The organism is Streptomyces sp. NPDC091280 (assembly GCF_044768565.1).
Lineage (GTDB): Bacteria > Actinomycetota > Actinomycetes > Streptomycetales > Streptomycetaceae > Streptomyces.
Map to the genome: position 1 here is coordinate 1 of NZ_JBIVUZ010000009.1, position 18,818 is coordinate 18,818.

An 18,818-nucleotide genomic window follows, 5' to 3' on the forward strand; every position below is an offset into this window, starting at 1 on the left:
TCAACATATCTGGCGTTGATTTTTGGCACGCTGTTGAGTTCTCAAGGAACGGACGCTTCCTTCGTACTCACCCTCTCGGGCTTTCCTCCGGGCTTCCCTTCGGTGTTCCAAACTCTATCAGTGTTTTTCCGGCCCCCTGACCACCGTCCTGCGGGCATGCAGAAGGTGACCCCGAGATAGGATCTGACAAGTTGGGTGCTGCCAGGCCAAGCAAAGACGCTTGGTCGCGTCGCTCAGCCTCAAGCAGGAGTACGACTGTACATGCGGCCGTAGAGCAGGTGCAAATCGATTAGAGGTGTGGTCTAGACCACTAATCCCGACCTCTCGGGCGGAACCGGTACTACATATGACATACCCTGCTGCTCAGTGTGCCGTCCGGGACAGGTAGTGACGGCCCCATCACATATCCACCCCTGGGAGGCTTCCCATGACCAGCGTGACGTCCCCGCTCGCAGGACGCGCCATCGGACTGACCGAGGTGCCCGATCCGGTCTTCTCCGGGGCGATGGTCGGCCCCGGCACCGCCATCGACCCCGTACGTGAGCCTTCCGAGGCTGTCTCTCCCGTGGACGGGGTCATCGTTTCCCTCCACCCTCACGCCTTCGTTGTCGTGGACGGAGAGGGGCACGGTGTTCTGACCCATCTCGGCATCGACACCGTGCAGCTCAACGGCGAGGGTTTCGAACTGCTCGTCAACAAGGGCGACACCGTGACCCGGGGGCAGAGCGTCGTGCGCTGGAACCCGGCCGCCGTGGAGGCCGCCGGCAAGTCGCCGGTGTGCCCGATCGTGGCCCTTGAGGCCACTGCCGAGTCGCTCTCCGAGCTTCGCGAAGAGGGCGATGTGAAGGTCGGCGAGCAGCTCTTCTCCTGGGAGTGACGTCAGAGCCGTCGTATGACGGTGTGCAGGACAACCACCGCGGCGGCGGGACCCGCCGCACTATCGGAGACGGGTGAGATGGAGACAACGCTGCGAGGCGTCGGTGTGAGCCACGGTGTGGCGATCGGCGAGGTTCGGCACATGGGGACGGCGGTTCTGGAACCGCCTGCCAAGCAGATTGCGGTGGAGGACGCGGAGCGTGAGCAGGGTCGCGCCCGCCAGGCCGTGGACGCTGTGGCGGCCGACCTGATGGCGCGCGGCAATCTGGCGGGGGGCGAAGCCCAGGCGGTGCTTGAAGCACAGGCCCTGATGGCCCAGGACCCCGAGTTGATGACGGATGTGGAGCGCCGTGTCTCGGTCGGCAGCACGGCCGAGCGGGCGGTGTACGACGCCTTCGCCGCCTACCGCGCGCTGCTCGCGGGTGCCGGTGAGTATCTGGCCGGTCGGGTGGCCGACCTCGATGACGTGCGGAATCGTATCGTCGCCCGGTTGCTCGGGGTGCCGATGCCGGGTGTTCCGGACAGCGACGAGCCGTACGTCCTGATCGCCCGTGATCTCGCGCCGGCCGATACGGCGCTCTTGGACCCGGCGCTCGTGCTCGGTTTCGTCACCGAGGAGGGCGGGCCGACCAGTCACAGCGCGATCCTTGCGCGGGCGCTGGGTGTGCCCGCCGTGGTGGCGCTGCCGGGGGCCGGTGAGCTGGCGGAGGGGACGGTTGTCGCCGTGGACGGCAGCACCGGTGAGATCTTCGTGAACCCGAGTGATGAGAAGAAGGCCGAGTTGGAGGCCGCGGCTGCCGCGCGCAAGGCCGCTCTCTCCTCTTCCACGGGTCCGGGTGCCACCTCCGACGGTCACAAGGTGCCGTTGCTCGCCAACGTCGGGGGTCCCGCTGATGTGCCGGCCGCGCTGGAGGCGGGGGCCGAGGGTGTGGGGCTCTTCCGTACCGAGTTCCTTTTCCTGGACGACAGCAAGAACGCGCCGTCCGAGGAGAAGCAGGTCGAGGCCTACCGGCAGGTGCTTGAGGCGTTCCCCGAGGGGCGTGTGGTCGTGCGGGTGCTGGACGCCGGCGCGGACAAGCCGCTGGACTTCCTGACGCCCGCCGACGAGCCGAACCCGGCCCTGGGCGTGCGTGGGCTGCGTTCGCTGCTTGACCATCCCGACGTGCTGCGGACGCAGCTGACCGCGCTCGCGAAGGCCGCCGAGGGGCTGCCTGTCTACCTTGAGGTCATGGCCCCGATGGTCGCGGACCGTACGGACGCCAAGGCGTTCGCGGACGCGTGCCGCGAGGCGGGTCTGCGGGCGAAGTTCGGCGCGATGGTGGAGATTCCGTCGGCCGCGCTGCGGGCGCGCTCGATTCTGCAGGAGGTCGAGTTCCTGTCACTGGGGACCAACGATCTCGCGCAGTACACGTTCGCCGCGGACCGTCAGGTGGGTGCGGTGTCCCGTCTGCAGGATCCGTGGCAGCCCGCGCTGCTCGACCTGGTGGCGATGTCCGCCGAGGGGGCGAAGGCCGAGGGCAAGAGCTGTGGTGTCTGCGGCGAGGCGGCGTCCGACCCGCTGCTGGCTTGTGTGTTGACGGGTCTGGGGGTCACCTCCCTCTCCATGGGTGCGGCTTCGATTCCCTATGTGCGGTCGACGCTCGCGAAGTACACGCTGGCCCAGTGCGAGCGGGCCGCGTTGGCGGCGCGGGCCGCGGACAGTGCCGAGGAGGCGCGTCAGGCGGCTCAGGCGGTGCTGTCCGGCGAGTAGTCGGGCGGGCGAAGCCGTCCGTCGACCCTCATCGGCTCATGTCGGCACTTGTCGGCTCTCGTTCAGGGGCGCCTCACCACCGGGTGGGGCGCCCCTGGTGTGTTCAGTGGGGGTGGCCTCCCGGGGGCTGGTCCAGGTCGCCGAGGTCGGGCGGCACGCAGTAGTCGACGCCTGATTCCGGCGAGATGAGATCCCCGGACTCGGCGTCGGTGCAGTAGGCGTCGAATACCTCGCCCGCGGTCAGGGGTTCCAGACCGTCGCCGCGCAGGCGCCAGCCGTAGACGCAGTCGGTGCTGCCGGGGCTGGTGGTGCGCATGACGAGGCCGCCGGGGTTTCGGGTGGCGATGCCAAGGGCGAGGACGCTGGTGAATTCGAGGGCTTCGACGTCGTCCAGGTGCGTGGCTCCGTCCTCGTCCTGGTCGGCGTGGAGGACGGAGACGATGGTCTCCGGGGTTCCCGAGACGCTGCAGACCAGGTGTCGGTTGCCGGGGCGGGCCGTGTCGAGGATGCGGACGAGGAGGCCGGAGGCCCGGGTGAAGGCCGCGCGGCCGATGTCCTCGCCGCAGGTGGCGCAGGTGCCGAGGCGGGCCAGGAGTGTGGTCACGTACTCCCAGGTCGCCTGGCGGACGGCCTCGTCGACGAGGGCCGGAAGGAGGTCGGCGAGGGCTTGGCCCTCGTAGGGCAGGGTGGGGCCGGTGGTGGCGAGTTCGGCGGTGAAGCGGGCGCGGCTCGACGGGTGGTCGGGGTCCAGGCCGCTGTCGTCACAGAACTCGGCGTATTCCTGGGGGTCGAAGAGGGCCACGCTGGTGTGGCTGCCTTGGGCGGCTCGGCTCCTGAGGAGCGCTTCGACCTGTTGGAGGTAGGTGGTGTGGTCGTCGAAGGTGAAGCTGCGGTAGCGCCGCATGGCGCGGAAGTCCTGCTCGTCGGTCAACAGGCCGATGGTGCCCGCGATTTCGCGGCGCAGAACGCGTCGCATGGTCTGGTGGTCGGTGTGCGCCATGTTTCCCCCTGTGCGCGATGGATCAATGCTCACTCACAGTAACCGGCGGCACTGACAACGACGTCCGAGCGAGCGGTCGGCGGACCAGTCGGTGCTGAATCATGCAGGTCAGAGCGATGGCGGTGCCGAAGGCGGTCCAGCCGAGGGGGCCGGTGGCGATGGCCGCGGTGACCGCCAGTGGGCCGATGCTGCGCTGGGTCGACTGGGCGAGTCCGTGGACGCCGAGGTAGGCGCCTTGCGCGGTGCCGGGTGCCAGGGCGACGGAGAGTTCCCAGGAGACGGTGGCGTGCAGCATTTCCGCCACGGTGAAGGCGACGGCCGAGACGGTGAGGAGTGCCGTCGCGGTGACGGCTCCGCCGCCGGCCGAGAGGGCCAGGGTGGTCCCGCCGAGGGCGAAGGCGGCAGACAGCGGTACCAGCAGTCTGCGGGCTGCCGCCGTCGTGGTGCCGAAGCGGGCCAGGGGGACCTGGAGGGCCACGACCATCACGTTGTTGAGGACCATGAGCAGCGGTGCCAGGCCGTGCGGCGCCTGGCCGGCGTGGGCGATCCAGAGCGGCAGGCCGACCTTGAAGACGGCGTCGTCGAGGAACAGGACGGTTTCGGTCGCGACGTAGGCGAGGTAGGTGCGGTCGCGCCAGGGGTTCGGGGGCTTGGTCGCGGGTGGTGTGTCCTTCGAGGTCGCGATGACGCGCTGGGGCGACGGGGGTTCGCCGCAGCGCAGGGTGAGTGTCGCGACGGCGACGAAGGAGAGGGCGTCCCCGAGGAGGAGCCAGTGGTAGGCGGCGGTCGTGCCGAGGGCGAGCGCGCCCGCCGCGGCGAGTCCTCCCAGGGCCCAGCCCGCGTTGGCGACGGTACGGCTGATGGCCTGGTAGCGGATGCGGTCTGGTCCGGCCACGCGGGTGGCGTAGAGCTTGGTGAGCACGTTGGCGGCGCGGTCGCCGAAGCCGCCTGCGGCCGAGAAGGCGATCAGGAGGACGTAGTTGTCCGTGGTGAGGAGGGCGAAGGAGGCGAGGGCGCGCAGGAGTTGGAGGGCGGTGAGGACCCTGGTGAGCGGGAAGCGGTCGGCGAGGCGACCGCCCAGGGGTGCGCCGGCGATGCCGATGGCTCCCGCGACGGCGGCGAGGGTGCCGACCTGGGCGACGGAGAGGTGCGAGACGTAGGTGAAGTACAGGACGGACACGGAGGCCCACAGGCCGCTGCCGGTGCGGTCGACGAGGGCGATCGCGAGCATTCTGCGGCCGTCGCGTCCTCCGGGTATGCGTTTCGGCCGTGCGGCTGTGCTGCGGGTCGTCTTCACTGCTCCCCCTTGCGTCGCATTATGTATTGATACATAGTTGATGACGTGGCAATACAATATGGGATCAGTGGTACGACGGCCAAGGGGATTGCGGCGTCCGTCGAACGGTCCGTGGCCGAGGGCGTGTTGGGGCCCGATGCCGCGCTGCCTCCGGTACGGCGGCTCGCGGACGAGCTCGGGGTGAGTCCGGGCACGGTCGCCACCGCGTACAAGGAGTTGCGGCGCCGGGGCATCGTCGTCACGCGCGGACGAGGCGGGACCGTGGTGGCGCAGGCTCCCTCAGTGGCGTCCCGACGGCCGCCCCGGGTCCCGGAGGGGCTGCGGGATCTGGCCGGCGGCCACCCCGACCCGCTCTTCCTGCCCGCCCTGGTGCCGCCGTCGAGGCTGTCCCCGGGTGCCCGGTCGCACCGGTCGACGCCTCGGCTGGGACGGCTGGAGGAGGTCGTACGCGACTGGCTTCGGCCTGATGGTGTGCCCGTCGACCAGGTGACCTTCGCGCACGGTGCGCTGGATCTGATCGGGCGGTCGCTGTCGGTGGAGTTGCGCCCCGGGGACGCAGTGGCCATGGAGGACCCCGGGTATCACCATCTGCTGGATCTGGTCACGGCGTTGGGGCTGCGGAGCGTTCCGGTCGCCGTGGACGACGAGGGGCTGCGTCCCGACGCGTTGCGGGTGGCGCTGCGGGCGGGTGTGCGTGCCGTGGTGTGCAGTCCTCGGGCGCAGAACCCGTACGGCGGCAGCTTCTCCGCCGCGCGCCGTGACGCCCTTGTCGAGGTGCTCCGGGACGGGCCCGAGGTGCTTGTCGTGGAGAACGACCACGCGTCCGCCGTGGCGGGCGTTCCCCTGTGGTCGCTGGCTTCCGGCGGGTTGCCGCGGTGGGTGCATGTGCGGACGGTGAGCAAGTTCCTCGGCACCGATCTGCGATGGGCGGCTGCGGCCTGCGATCGGACCACGCTGGCGCGGCACGACGGGCGGTTGCTGCTGACGTCCGGTTGGGTGAGTCATCTCCTCCAGGAGACCGCCCATGGGCTGATGACGGACGACGGCACGCGCGCGTTGGTCACGCGTGCCCAAGAGACGTACGGACTGCGGCGTCGGGCCCTCCGAGACGAGCTGAGTCGGCGGGGGATCACGTCGCACGGGGTGAGCGGGATGAATCTCTGGGTGCCGGTGCGGGACGAGTCCGCCGTGGTCAACGGGCTGCGGTCGTACGGCTGGTGGGTCGCCGCGGGGGCGCGGTTCCGGCTGTCGTCCGAGCCGGGGGTGCGGATCTCCGTCGCCGAACTCGAACCGGCCGACGCGGTCAGGCTGGCCTCGGACTTCGCCGCCGTGCTGGGCGAAGGCGAGTCCGAGGCCACCTATGGAGGGTGATCGGTCGTGATCGGTCTCTACGGGAGGCCGATCAGGCGCGCTTGCGGGCGAGTTCCTCGTAGAAGCTGAGCAGGCCGAGGTTGTCGATGGAGCCCGGGTTGACCGCCTTCTCCAACGGGGTGCCCTGGAGGAGGCGTTTGACGGGTACCTCAATGCGTTTTCCGGTGAGGGTGTGCGGGACTCCGGGGACCTCGATGACCTCGTCGGGGACGTGGCGCGGGGAGAGTTGTTCGCGGATCGTCTGCTTGATGCGGCCCAGGAGGGCGTCGTCCAGGACGGCTCCGGGGGCGAGATGCACGAACAGGGGCATCCAGTAGCCGCCGTCCGGCTGTTCGATGCCGATGACGAGGGACTCCTTGATCTCCGGGAGCCGTTCGACCGCTTCGTAGATGTCGGCCGAACCCATGCGCACGCCTTGGCGGTTGAGCGTGGAGTCGGAGCGGCCGTGGATGACGACGGAGCCCCGGGAGGTGACGGTGATCCAGTCGCCGTGGCGCCACACTCCGGGGTAGGTGTCGAAGTAGCTGTCGTGGTAGCGGGTGCCGTCGGGGTCGTTCCAGAAGTAGATCGGCATGGACGGCATGGGGTTGGTGACGACGAGTTCGCCGACCTCGTCGACCAGGGGGGCGCCGTTCGGGTCCCAGGACTGGAGGTCGGTGCCGAGCCCGGGCGCCTGGAGTTCGCCTATGTGCACCGGGAGGGTCGGTACGGCTCCGGCGAAGCAGGAGCAGACGTCGGTGCCGCCGCTGACCGAGGCGATCCAGAGGTCGTCGCGGACCTCGTCGTGCAGCCAGCGGAACCCGTCCGGGGGCAGCGGTGATCCGGTGGTGGCGACGCAGCCCACCTTGGAGAGGTCGAAGTCCCGGGAGGGATGCACACCGGCCTTGCGGCAGGCCATGACGTACGCGGCCGAAGTCCCGTACAGAGTCGCTCCGGTGCGTTCGGCGATACGCCACTGGGCGGCCGTGTCGGGGTACCCGGGGCTGCCGTCGTAGAGGACGATCGTGGTACCGGTCAGGAGGCCGGAGACGAGGAAGTTCCACATCATCCAGCCGGTGGACGTGTACCAGAAGAAGCGGTCCTCGGGGCCCAGGTCGCAATGCAGGCCGAGCTGTTTGAGGTGTTCTACGAGGATGCCGCCCTGGGACTGGACGATGGCCTTGGGGAGGCCGGTCGTGCCCGAGGAGTAGAGCACCCACAAGGGGTGCTCGAAAGGGACCTCTTCGAAGACGGGTTCCACGTCGGCGGAGGTCAGGGACGACCAGTCCAGGGCGCCTTCGGGGGCGTCGGTGCCCAGGAGGGGGATGTGGACGACCGCGCGCAGGGTGGGCAGTTCGCGGCGGAGTTCGGCGACGGTGTCGCGGCGGTCGTGCTCCTTGCCGCCGTAGCGGTAGCCGTCGACGGTGAACAGGACGACCGGTTCGACCTGTTGGAAGCGGTCCAGGACGCTGCGGGCGCCGAAGTCGGGGGCGCAGGAGGTCCAGACGGCTCCTACGGCGGCTGTGGCGAGGAGGGCGACGACGGCCTGCGGGATGTTCGGGAGGTAGCCGCTGACGCGGTCTCCGGGGCGTACGCCGAGGGTGCGCAGTTCGGCGGCCAGGGAGCCGACCTGGCGGCGCAGTTCGGCCCAGGTGACCGGGCGCGGCTCGTGGGTCTCGTCGACGTACAGGAGGGCCGGTTCGTGCGCACGGGTCGCCGCCGCGCGCAGGGCGTGCTCGGCGTAGTTGACGGTCGCTCCGGGGAACCAGTGGGCGCCGGGCATCGAGCGGTCGCCGAGCACGCGCGCGTAGGGGGTCGAGAAGCGGACGTCGAACCACTCGGTGACGGCCTGCCAGAACGTGTCCAGTTCGTCGACGGACCATCGGTGCAGTGCCGCGTAGCCGCCGTCGGCGGGGGCTCCGTGGTGTTCGGCCGCCCAGGACTGGAACCTGGTGACCTGTGCCTGGGCGATGCGTTCCGGATCTGGCCGCCACAGCGGCAGGGGGTTCGCGGTCGACATGGGGCGGCTCCCGGGGCTGTACGCGTCGTGTGCGTCGGTCGCGCACGAGCGGGGGTGTGCGCATGACGCGGCTGACACGGACGATGCCATGTGATCGACTTCTGCACCAGGGCACGTTCCACATGGTCGGTGCCGTGAAGAAGTGGTCCCACCACGGGTGAACGGAAGTTGAACGAAGCGGTTATCCGGGGCCCGTAATGGCAGGGTGAGCAGCATGGACGGTCGTGACCTGGTGCGTTCGGTGAAGGTGGTCGGTTCGACGGGGGCGGCGCAGGGGTGGCGTACCGTACGGGCGGCGTGGCGCAGGAGGCGTGCCGACGCCACCGGGCTGCCCGCGCGCGGGACCGAGCGGGCGCGGGTGCCCGGGCCGGTGCGGGACGCGCAGCCGGGGCCCGGTGGCGGGGTCGTCCGGTTCAGCCGGTCCGAGCTGCGCATCACCGTCGCCGTGAACGGGGCGGTCTTCTGGGGCTGGGACGGGGCCGCTCCGGAGCCCTCGTACGCGCTCGGCGGGCGGTGCCCCGAGCCGGACCCCCGGGCCGTCCTGGAGCCGGACAAGGACGGCGGCTGGCGGGTCGTGGCGGAGCGGGTGACGGTCGCCGTGTCGCGGCACGGCGCGGTGGAGGTGCGTACGCCCGGTGGTGTGACGCTGCGCCGGGATCTGCCGCCGCGCTGGTGGGAGCCGGTGGACGGGGGCACGGCGCGCTGGATGCAGCGGTCGGAGGTGGCCGCGGACGCCCGGTTCTTCGGGCTCGGCGGGCGCGCGTCGGGTCCCCGGCTGCGCGACGGGACGTACCGGCTGTGGAACACCGACCCGGGGCGTGCGTTCGGGCCGGGCGACGATCCGCTGTACATCACGATGCCGGTGCAGCTGGTGGTGGCCGACGCGGCCACGCATCTGGTGTTCCACGACACCTCCTGGGACGGCACGGTGATGCTGCGGGAGGGCGAGGAGGGCGCCGGTTCCGGGCACGACCGGGCCGGGGCGTCCGAGCTGCGGGTGGACGGTGGTCCGCTGCGCTGCTGGGTGATCGTGGGCACCCCCGCGCGCGTGCTGCACACCTGGGTGTCGCTGACCGGTGCTCCCGCGCTGCCGCCGGCCTGGGCGCTGGGGCATCACCACGCGCGGTGGGGCTTCGGCGGCGAGCAGGAGGTGCGGCGGATCGTGGCCGGCTACCAGGAGCGCGGTCTGCCGCTGGACGCCGTCCACTTGGACATCGACCACTACGACGAGCACCAGGTGTTCACCGTCGACCACGAGCGGTTCCCGAAACTGCCGTTCCTCGCCGAGGAGTTGAGACGGGACGGGATCCGCCTGGTGTCGATCGTGGACCCGGCGGTGAAGGCCGAGCCCGGGAACGCGGTCTACGACAGCGGGACGGCCGAGGACGCCTTCGTGCGGGACGCCTCGGGGCGGCTGGTGCGGGGTGTCGTGTGGCCCGGGGAGGCGGTTTTCCCGGACTTCACGCACGCGCGTGTGCGGGAGTGGTGGGGCGGGCTCTACGGGGAGCGGCTCGGGCAGGGGTTCGCGGGTTTCTGGCACGACATGAACGAACCCACGTCGTTCGCCGCCTTCGGTGAGTCGACGCTGCCGCGTTCGGCCCGGCACGACCTGGAGGGGCGCGGCGGGGACCATCGCGAGGCGCACAACGTGTACGCGCTGTGCATGGCCAGGGCGGCCTACGAGGCGTTGCGCGAACTGGCCCCCCAGGAGCGGCCGTTCCTCTTCTCGCGCTCCGGGTGGGCCGGGATGCAGGTCTACGGGGGCACCTGGTCCGGCGATGTGGCCACCGGGTGGCCCGGGCTGCGGGCCTCGCTGTCGCTGGTGATGGGGCTGGGGCTGTGCGGGGTGCCCTACTCGGGTCCTGATGTGGGCGGTTTCGACGGGAGTCCGTCGCCGGAGCTGTATCTGCGGTGGTTCCAACTGGGCGCGTATCTGCCGCTGTTCCGTACCCACGCGAGTCTGCGGGCGGGGCGTCGCGAGCCCTGGGAGTTCGGCGACGACGTGCTGGAGCACGCGCGCGTGGCGCTCGTCGAGAGACAGAGGCTGCTGCCGTACTTCATGACGCTGGCACATCTGGCGCGGCGAACGGGAGCGCCCTACGTGCGGCCCCTGTGGTGGGGTGCGCCGGAGGATCGTGCGCTACGGGACTGCGAGGACGCCTTCCTGCTGGGCGACTGCCTCCTGGTGGCGCCGGTGCTCACCCCGGGGTCGGACCGGCGTGCGGTGCAGTTGCCGAGGGGACGCTGGTACGACACGGAGACGGAGCGGGCGTACGAGGGGCCGGCCCAGGTTCTGGTCGACGCCCCGTTGTCGCGGATTCCGGTGTTCGCGCGCGCGGGTGCCGTGCTGCCGGTGCGCGGTGCGGACGGCGGACTTGAGCTGGAGGTGTGGGCGCCCGCCCGGGGACGGACCGGGGGCGGGCTGGTGGTGCCGGACGCGGGCGACGGCTGGGACGAACCGGAGATCGAGCGCTACGTCGCCCGCTGGAAGGGCCGGCGGGTGGTCGTGGAGCGGGAGTCGGAGGACGGCCTGAGCACGCCGTCCTGGCCGGTGCGGGTGCGCGGGCTGGGCCAGGGCTGACCTCAGATGTAGCGGCCCTCGAACCAGGCCCTGACGGCCACGGAGTGGAGCGGGAAGGCGAGTTCCTCCGGCCTGCGCAGCAGGTGCCAGCCCTCCGTCTCGTCGGTGGCGGTGGACGCGGGGAGGGTTTCGACCGGGCGTTCCGGGAGGACTCCGAAGAGCAGGAGATGGCCGTCGGGCGAGCTGATGGCGTCGACGAGTCGTACGTCGCGGCTCGCGGCCTCGATGCCGGTCTCCTCCCTGAGTTCGCGGACGAGGGCCTGCCGCCAGTCCTCGCGGTGGTCGACGTAGCCGCCCGGCAGGGCGACGCCTCCGCGCGCGGGGGCGACGGTTCGGGTGATGACGACCAGGGCGGTGCCCTTCGTGTCGTACACGGGCTGGAGTGCGACGGCGACGGGCAGCGGGTTGCGGTAGGCGACCGTGCCGCAGGCCGGGCAGGTGCGGGGCCAGCCGGAGACGCCCTCTCCGTAGGGCGATCCGCAGCTCGAACAGTGGGAGTCCGGCGCGGAGTTGGGGACGGAGCCTTGAGTTTCGGACACCCGGCGGACTGTATCCGATCAAGCGGAGGACATCTTTCCGGGGGCCGCGCGCGTGATGCCGGGAGGGACGGCCGGAACCACCCCCGTGGGCCCCGGCCGTCCCTCCCGGTATCACGACGCCGTAGGGGGCTCGTTGGTTCGCCGAAACGCCCTGCTCATTTTCGGTTGCCCGTGGCACACTTCTGACGTTCCGTCAGATCCAGTGTTGTGGAGGGACGTTGTCGCGGACACGCACACCTGTGGTCACCGATTGGTTCACCGGGGACGGGGACGACTTCCGGCTGCTCGGCACGCGTTGTGCCGCGTGTGCCTCGGTCTTCTTCCCCCGTGAGGACGGTCATTGCCGCAATCCGGGCTGTCCCGGCGGCGACCTGGAGGAGGTCCCGCTGTCGCGGCGCGGCCGGGTCTGGTCCTACACGGACAGCCGGTACCGGCCGCCGTCACCCTATGTGAGCGATCCGGAACTTCCGTGGGAACCGTACGCGTTGATCGCTGTGGAGCTGGAGTCCGAGCGGATCGTGGTGCTGGGGCAGGCGGTTCCCGGCATCACCGTCGCCGATCTGGCGGTGGGCATGGAGATGGAGGTCGTCCCCGGTGTGCTCGACGAGGACACGGACACGACCTGGACGACCTGGCACTGGCGGCCCGCGGGGGTGACGGCATGACGGAGGACGTGGCGGTGCTCGGCGCGGGCATGCACCCCTGGGGCAAGTGGGGGCGGAGCTTCGTCGAGTACGGGACGGCAGCGGCCCGGGCGGCGCTGTCCGACGCCGGGCTGGAGTGGCGGGACGTCGGCTCGATCGTCGGCGCCGACACGGTGCGCGGCGGGTACCCGGGGTACGTGGCGGGCGCGACCTTCGCCAAGGCGCTGGGCTGGCAGGGTGCCCGGGTGGCGAGCGTGTACGCGGCGTGCGCGTCCGGGGCACAGGCCGTCAACACCGCGCGGGCGCAGATCCTTTCGGGCCTCGCGGACGTGGTGCTGGTCGTGGGCGCGGACGCCGCGCCCAAGGGGTTCTTCCGGCCGGCCGGCGGGGACCGGCACGACGATCCGGACTGGCTCCGCTTCCGGGTCCTGGGAGCGACGAACCCGACGTACTTCGGGCTGTACGCGCGCCGCCGGATGGCCCTCTACGGGGACACCCCGGAGGACTTCGCCCAGGTGAAGGCGAAGAACTCCGCCCTGGGGGCGCTGAATCCGTACGCGCGCTACCGCAAGCGGGTCTCCGTCGAGGAGGTCGCCGCGTCGGCGGTGGTCGCCGATCCGCTGCGGCTGCTCGACATCTGCGCCACCTCGGACGGCGGGGCCGCCCTGGTGCTGTCGAGCCTGGAGTTCGCGCGTGGGCACGGGGCGGCCGACCCGGTGCGCATCCGCGCGGTGTCCACGGTGACACCGCGCTACCCGAACACGGTGCTCGACCTCCCGGACATCGCCACCGACTCCGCGGCGGGCGCACCGCCGCCGGAGGAGACCTTCCGGGCGTCGATAGCCCGCGCGGCCTACGAGGAGGCCGGCATCGGCCCCGAGGACCTCTCCCTGGCCGAGGTCTACGACCTGTCCACCGCCCTGGAGTTGCAGTGGTACGAGGACCTGGGGCTGTGCGCCGAGGGCGGGGGCGCCAAGCTGCTCCGGGAGGGCTCGACGGCCCTGGGCGGGCGCATACCGGTGAACGCGAGCGGAGGGCTGGCCTCCTTCGGGGAGGCGGTTCCGGCGCAGGCCATCGCCCAGGTCTGCGAGTTGACCTGGCAGTTGAGAGGCGACGCGGGCGACCGGCAGGTGGCCGGGGCGCGGGTGGGGATCACCGCCAACCAGGGGCTGTTCGGGCACGGATCGGCGGTGCTGGCGGTGCGGTGAGCGGCGGAGTGCCGCCCCTCAGGTTCGAGCGGCCGGCAAGGTGCGTGAACGTCTTATGAACTGGGCCTGGGTGTACGCCGGTGGCGTCATCATGCTGCCGTGCGCTCCAGGACGGACACTCTCCGCTTCGCCTTCCAGCCGGTGGTCAATCTGACCACCGGTGGAATCGCGGGCCTGGAGGTGCTCGTCCGCCCGGAGACCGGCGACATCCTGGCCGAGGCCCGCCGCGATCCCGAACTCGACGGCAAGCTGGCCGTGTTGGCGGTGCGCGCGGCTGCCCGCAAGGAGACGCTGCTGCCGCTGCACATCAATGTGTTCGCCGGCACCCTCGCCGACCTCGGCGGGCTTCCCGCGCTGCACAGCGCCGTCCGTGAGGCGGGACGGCTGCCCTGGGAGGTGACGGTCGACATCGTGCCGCCGTTCACCCACGTGCCGCGACGGGCGCTCCTAGAGGCGGTGAGCGCGCTGCGCGGGCTGGGATTCCGGATCAGTGCCGACGGCGTCGGCGACGGCGACGTACCCCTGACGCTGCTCACGGACCTCGCGCCCGACCTGGTGAAGCTCGACGCGTCGCTGCTGGAGCGGCCGGCCGCGGTGCGCGCGATGCGGACCCTGTGCGAGGAGTTGGGGGCGCTGCTGTCCGTGGAGGGCGTGGAGACCGAGGCGCAGTGCGCCCAGGCCCGGGCGGCCGGGGCCCAGTTGGCGCAGGGCGAGTTGTTCGCGCCGCCGACGCGGATCCCGGCGGCGGACGTATACGTTCCGCCGCGCGCCCCCGGTCTCGCCATGACTCCGCCCTCGGGGCCGTGGGTGCGGGAGTTCGTACGGCCCGCCGCGCTGCTGCCCGACACCGCGTCCGCCGGTCAGGTGCGGGCGCTGCTGACCGGCTCGCCCGATGTCTCCGGAGTGGTGCTCGTGGACCGGGACGGGGTGCCGGTGCGGTCGGTGCACCGGTCCCGCTTCCTGCTGTCGATGTCGGGGCGCTACGGGCACGCCCTGTACGCCGACCGGCCCGCGGCCAGACTCGGCGACGTGCCGCGGACGGTCGGCGTGGACGCGACCGCCTGGGAGGTCCTGGACGTCGTCGCGGTCGGCGACGCGGACCGCACCTCGGACGACGTCGCGGTCGTCGACCGGTACGGGCGGTGCGTGGGCGTCGTACGACTGGCGGATCTGGTGCGGGCGTTGGCGGAGACGCGGGTGGAGGAGGCGGCGGGGCTCAATCCGCTGACCAGGCTGCCCGGTTCGGACGCGATCACCGGTGAGGTGGACCGGCGGATCGCGGACGGGCGGACGTTCGCGCTGAGCTGGCTGGACGTCGACCACTTCAAACAGGTCAACGACGGGGCCGGTTTCGCGGCGGGCGACGAGTTGATCCGCGCGGTCGGGCGGGCGCTGCAACTGTCGGCGGCCGGGCACACGCGCGTGGGGCACATCGGCGGGGACGACTTCCTGGTGCTCACCGATCCGGAGGGGCTCGAACCGCTGGCCGCCGCCGTGCTGGAGGTGCCCTGGACGGCCGGCGGCAGGGCCGTGACGCTGTCCCTGGCGACCGTGCTGTGCGTGCCGGGCAGTGTGACCGACCACCGGCAGGCGGCGGCGTCGCTGGCGCCGCTGAAGAAGGCGGCGAAGGCGCTGGACGGGACGAGTTGGGTGTTGGGCCGGGCGGGGCTGGGCGGGTACGAGATCCTGCGTGGCGCCCCCACCGCGCCCGTAGAGGCCTCCCGCACGGGCGCGGGTCCGCACGGGCACTGAGCGGGATCCGGCGGCCTCCTGAGGGGCTCCAGGGGCCGTCAGGACGGGTGTCACCGTTGCCGTCCGCGACCTTGACGCTCCTTCGGCGCCGGTGAACACTTCCCGGTGTCGGTCGACATCGCCGTACATTCTCGGCGTACCAGGCACTCCGCCGCGCGGGCTGCCCCGCGCTCAGGCCCACTCCCCCACGGGCGATCTCGGCTGCGACGGCACGCTCGTCACGGACGCCGGGCGGGGCTCGGGACCCTCCCTGCCTTCGGCTGAAGTCGCCAAGGGAACCGCACCCTGAAAGCAGGACCGGGACCGACCGTCCCGGGCCCGGGCCCAGGAGCCGCCATGAGCAATGGAGACATATTCGTCGGTGAGGTCATCGGCACCGCGATCCTGATCCTCTTCGGCGCCGGCGTGGTCGCCGCCGTCGTCCTGAACTACTCCAAGGCACAGAACTCCGGCTGGATCGTCATCGCCTTCGGATGGGGCTTCGGCGTGATGGCCGGGGCGTACACGGCCGCCCCGCTGTCCGGTGGGCAGCTCAATCCGGCGGTCACGATCGGCATCGCCATCGACACCGGGAAGTGGGACAAGGTCCCGCTCTACATCGCCGGCCAGATGGTCGGCGCCATGCTCGGCGCGGTGCTGTGCTGGCTGGTCTACTTCGCGCAGTTCCAGGCCAACGCCGAGGAGGAGATGGCCCAGCCCACGCTCGGGATCTTCTCCACCTCGCCCACGATCCGCAATGTCGTGGCGAACCTGATGACGGAGATCATCGCGACGATCGCGCTGGTCCTGCCGATCCTGGCCTTCGGGCTCACCAAGGGACTGGGCGAGTCCGGCACGGCGGTGCTGGTCGTCTCCTTCCTGGTGGTCGGCATCGGTCTGTCGCTCGGCGGGCCCACCGGGTACGCCATCAACCCGGCCCGCGACCTCGGCCCCCGCATCGTCCACTCACTGCTGCCGATCCCCAACAAGGGGACCTCGGACTGGAGTTACGCGTGGATCCCGGTGGTGGGGCCGCTGATCGGCGGGGCACTCGCCGGAGTCATCTTCAACGCGGCCTTCTGACAACAGTCTTCGAGCAGTCTTCCCGAGAGCAGCCCTCTGAAGGATCCGAAGGAAGAGATCCGAGGGATCCGAAGGACACGACAAAGGGGTCGTCATGACGGACAGGTTCGTCGCCGCAATCGACCAGGGCACCACCTCCAGCCGCTGCATCGTCTTCAACCAGGACGGCGCGATCGTCGCCGTGGACCAGCGTGAGCACCGCCAGATCTTCCCCAAGCCGGGCTGGGTGGAGCACGACGCCACCGAGATCTGGTCCAAGGTGCAGGCGGTGGTCGCCGGAGCGATCGCCAAGGCCGGACTCCGCGCCGACCAGCTCAACGCGCTCGGCATCACCAACCAGCGCGAGACAACGGTCCTTTGGGACCGCGCCACCGGCAAACCCGTGCACAACGCCATCGTGTGGCAGGACACCCGCACCGCGGCCCTGTGCAAGCAGCTGGGCGGCACGGACGGGCCCGACCGGTTCCGCGAGCAGACCGGGCTGCCGCTCGCCAGCTACTTCTCCGGGCCCAAGGCGGCCTGGCTGCTCGACAACGTGCCCGGCCTCAGGGACCGCGCCGAACGCGGCGAGATCGCCTTCGGGACGATCGACTCCTGGCTGATCTGGAACCTCACCGGCGGTACCGACGGCGGCCGGCACGTCACCGATGTGACGAACGCCGGGCGCACCATGCTGATGAACCTGGAGACCCTCCAGTGGGACCCGTCCATCCTCGCCGCGATGAACGTGCCCGAGGCGATCCTCCCCGAGATCAGGTCCTCGGCCGAGGTCTACGGCACCGCCGTGGGCCAACTCGCGGGCGTGCCCGTGGCGTCGGCCCTGGGCGACCAGCAGGCCGCCGTGTTCGGGCAGGCCTGCTACGACGTCGGCACGGCGAAGAACACCTACGGCACGGGCAGCTTCCTGCTGCTCAACACCGGGAACCGGCCGGTGCCTTCGAAGAACGGCCTCCTCACCACGATGGGCTACAAGATCGGCGACGAGGCACCGGTCTACTGCCTGGAGGGATCGATAGCCATAACGGGCGCGCTCGTTCAGTGGTTCCGGGACCAGCTCGGCATCATCCGCAGCGCGGACGAGATCGAGAGCCTCGCGGAGAGCGTGGACGACAACGGCGGCGCGTACATCGTGCCCGCGTTCTCCGGCCTGTTCGCCCCCTACTGGCGCGCGGACGCGCGCGGTGTCGTCACCGGGCTGACGCGGTACGTCACGAAGGCGCACCTCGCGCGGGCGGTGCTGGAGGCGACGAGCTGGCAGACGCGTGAGGTCGTGGACGCCATGTTCCAGGACTCCGGGGTGCAGATCACCACCCTGAAGGTGGACGGCGGCATGACCAAGAACAACCTGCTGATGCAGCACCAGGCGGACGTGCTCGACGTTCCGGTGATCCGCCCGAAGGTCTCCGAGACGACGTGTCTGGGCGCCGCCTACGCGGCCGGGCTCGCCACCGGTGTGTGGAACGGCCTGGACGAGCTGAAGTCGCACTGGCAGAAGGACGTCGAGTGGACGCCCTCCATGGAGTCGTCGGTGCGGGACCGCGAGTACCACAACTGGCGCAAGGCCGTGGAGAAGAGCTTCGGTTGGCTGGAGGACGGCGACAACTAGGCACGCGCGCGCGTGCGTGCTTCGACGAGCTGCGGCCCGTACCCCGGTCGGCGGCGGTACGGGCCGCTCCCGCGGCTCAGCTGGTGACGCTCTGGCGGCGCTTCGCGCCGTAGGCCATCGCGTGCTGGACGACCTCTATGAGGACCTCCTTGACCGACGACCGGTCGCGCGCGTCGCACAGCATGAGCGGTACGTCCTGGTCGAGGTCCAGGGCCCGCCGTACCGTCTCCACCGGGTAACGGGCGGCGCCCTCGAAGCAGTTGACGCCGACGACGAAGGGTATGGAGCGCCGCTCGAAGTAGTCGAGGGCGGCGAAACAGTCCTCCAGGCGGCGCGTGTCGGCGAGGACGACGGCACCGAGCGAGCCCTCGGAGAGCTCGTCCCACATGAACCAGAACCGCTCCTGCCCCGGGGTGCCGAACAGGTAGAGCACCAGGTCCTCGCGCAGGGTGATGCGCCCGAAGTCCATGGCCACGGTGGTGGTGTGCTTGCCCTCCACACCGCTGGTGTCGTCGACCGGACGCCCCGCCTCGGTGAGCAGTTCCTCGGTGCGCAGCGGCCTGATCTCGCTGACCGCGCCGACGAGGGTGGTCTTGCCCACGCCGAAGCCGCCGGCCACCAGGATCTTGAGCGTGACGGGCTCGACCGGAGGCTTGCCTCGCTCAGAACGCCCGAAGATCATCGATCTCTACTCCTGCTTGATGGGTGGTGCGGGTCGGATCCCGCGCCGCTCACAGGGCCCGGAGGCCGCTGATGACGTCGCGGAGAATACTCTCGTCGACCAGTTCGGCAGGGGGTACGGGCCGTGAGACATGGACCAGTTCCTCGTCCACGAGGTCTCCGATGAGGACCCGTATCACGCCGATGGGCAGGTCGAGTTCGGCGGCGAGTTCGGCGACCGACTGCGGGGCGTCACGGCACAGCCCGATGATGTCCACGTGCTCCGGGGACAGCGCCTGGTCCGCCTCGAAGTCGTCCGCGCGGGACTCCGCGACCACCACCGCGATCAGGTCGAGACGGTGCTGTCCCGCACTGGTGGTACGGCCGCGCGTCATGGCGTACGGACGGACGACCGGTCCGGCCTCGTCGTCGAACCAGTGGCCTCTTCCCTGACCGTCTCTGCTCATGTCACT

Annotated in this window: 16 protein-coding genes; 10 read left to right on the forward strand and 6 right to left on the reverse strand. The window is 70.9% G+C overall.

What is annotated here, in order from left to right; genetic code table 11:
- The 3 genes from ACIQPR_RS26160 to ptsP form a co-directional block, all read left to right on the forward strand.
- Window positions 1-180: hypothetical protein (locus ACIQPR_RS26160; protein WP_403652711.1), on the forward strand; the 180-nt coding region annotated here is incomplete at its 5' end.
- A gap of 247 nt (window positions 181-427) precedes the next feature.
- Window positions 428-877: a PTS glucose transporter subunit IIA gene (locus tag ACIQPR_RS26165; protein WP_403652714.1), complete on the forward strand. Its 450-nt coding sequence runs from the start codon at window positions 428-430 to the stop codon at window positions 875-877.
- 78 nt (window positions 878-955) lie between these two features.
- Window positions 956-2,626 (forward strand): phosphoenolpyruvate--protein phosphotransferase, encoded by a 1,671-nt coding sequence (ptsP, locus tag ACIQPR_RS26170; RefSeq protein WP_403652717.1) that lies wholly within the window; start codon window positions 956-958, stop codon window positions 2,624-2,626.
- A gap of 103 nt (window positions 2,627-2,729) precedes the next feature.
- Here the strand turns inward: ptsP and ACIQPR_RS26175 are convergent, their stop codons facing one another.
- Together ACIQPR_RS26175 and ACIQPR_RS26180 are read right to left on the reverse strand one after the other, a co-directional pair.
- Entirely contained in the window at window positions 2,730-3,626 is an 897-nt protein-coding gene (locus tag ACIQPR_RS26175; RefSeq protein ID WP_403652720.1) for a hypothetical protein, read from the reverse strand.
- 22 nt (window positions 3,627-3,648) lie between these two features.
- Window positions 3,649-4,857 carry an MFS transporter gene (locus ACIQPR_RS26180; protein ID WP_403652723.1) on the reverse strand — a complete coding sequence of 403 codons (1,209 nt, stop codon included), beginning with the start codon at window positions 4,855-4,857 and terminating at the stop codon, window positions 3,649-3,651.
- A gap of 111 nt (window positions 4,858-4,968) precedes the next feature.
- Here ACIQPR_RS26180 and ACIQPR_RS26185 point away from each other — a divergent pair, with 111 nt between their 5' ends.
- The gene (locus ACIQPR_RS26185) at window positions 4,969-6,294 is read left to right on the forward strand and encodes an aminotransferase class I/II-fold pyridoxal phosphate-dependent enzyme (RefSeq protein ID WP_403652726.1); all 1,326 of its coding nucleotides are present in this window, start codon (window positions 4,969-4,971) and stop codon (window positions 6,292-6,294) included.
- Between the two features lie 31 nt (window positions 6,295-6,325).
- On the opposite strand, the gene ACIQPR_RS26190 is transcribed toward ACIQPR_RS26185, so the two are convergent.
- Complete coding sequence (locus ACIQPR_RS26190; RefSeq protein ID WP_403652729.1) at window positions 6,326-8,293, reverse strand: acetoacetate--CoA ligase; 1,968 nt, start codon at window positions 8,291-8,293, stop codon at window positions 6,326-6,328.
- Between the two features lie 214 nt (window positions 8,294-8,507).
- Here ACIQPR_RS26190 and ACIQPR_RS26195 point away from each other — a divergent pair, with 214 nt between their 5' ends.
- On the forward strand, window positions 8,508-10,874 hold the full coding sequence (locus ACIQPR_RS26195) for a TIM-barrel domain-containing protein (protein WP_403652732.1): 2,367 nt from the start codon (window positions 8,508-8,510) through the stop codon (window positions 10,872-10,874).
- Between the two features lie 2 nt (window positions 10,875-10,876).
- Here ACIQPR_RS26195 and ACIQPR_RS26200 read toward each other — a convergent pair whose 3' ends face one another.
- Window positions 10,877-11,413: an NUDIX domain-containing protein gene (locus ACIQPR_RS26200; protein ID WP_403652735.1), complete on the reverse strand. Its 537-nt coding sequence runs from the start codon at window positions 11,411-11,413 to the stop codon at window positions 10,877-10,879.
- Between the two features lie 239 nt (window positions 11,414-11,652).
- On the opposite strand from ACIQPR_RS26200, the gene ACIQPR_RS26205 reads away from it, so the two are divergent.
- From ACIQPR_RS26205 to glpK, 5 genes are all read left to right on the forward strand, one after another.
- Entirely contained in the window at window positions 11,653-12,078 is a 426-nt protein-coding gene (locus tag ACIQPR_RS26205; RefSeq protein WP_403652738.1) for a Zn-ribbon domain-containing OB-fold protein, read from the forward strand.
- Window positions 12,075-13,265, forward strand: coding sequence for a lipid-transfer protein (locus tag ACIQPR_RS26210; protein WP_403652741.1), 1,191 nt, complete (start codon window positions 12,075-12,077; stop codon window positions 13,263-13,265). The genes ACIQPR_RS26205 and ACIQPR_RS26210 overlap by 4 nt, the downstream gene beginning before the upstream one ends.
- 99 nt (window positions 13,266-13,364) lie before the next feature.
- Window positions 13,365-15,017, forward strand: a complete 1,653-nt coding sequence (locus ACIQPR_RS26215) for an EAL domain-containing protein (RefSeq protein ID WP_403652744.1) — start codon at window positions 13,365-13,367, stop codon at window positions 15,015-15,017.
- Between the two features lie 336 nt (window positions 15,018-15,353).
- The gene (locus ACIQPR_RS26220) at window positions 15,354-16,079 is read left to right on the forward strand and encodes an MIP/aquaporin family protein (protein ID WP_403652747.1); all 726 of its coding nucleotides are present in this window, start codon (window positions 15,354-15,356) and stop codon (window positions 16,077-16,079) included.
- Between the two features lie 94 nt (window positions 16,080-16,173).
- A complete protein-coding gene (gene glpK / locus ACIQPR_RS26225) occupies window positions 16,174-17,685 on the forward strand; it encodes a glycerol kinase GlpK (protein ID WP_403652750.1) in 1,512 nt (503 codons plus the stop codon).
- A 76-nt stretch (window positions 17,686-17,761) separates the two neighbouring features.
- On the opposite strand, the gene ACIQPR_RS26230 is transcribed toward glpK, so the two are convergent.
- Both ACIQPR_RS26230 and ACIQPR_RS26235 read right to left on the reverse strand, forming a co-directional pair.
- On the reverse strand, window positions 17,762-18,367 hold the full coding sequence (locus ACIQPR_RS26230) for a GTP-binding protein (RefSeq protein ID WP_403652754.1): 606 nt from the start codon (window positions 18,365-18,367) through the stop codon (window positions 17,762-17,764).
- Window positions 18,368-18,416: 49 nt separating this feature from the next.
- On the reverse strand, window positions 18,417-18,812 hold the full coding sequence (locus ACIQPR_RS26235) for a DUF742 domain-containing protein (RefSeq protein ID WP_403652757.1): 396 nt from the start codon (window positions 18,810-18,812) through the stop codon (window positions 18,417-18,419).
- Between the last annotated feature and the right edge of the window lie 6 nt (window positions 18,813-18,818).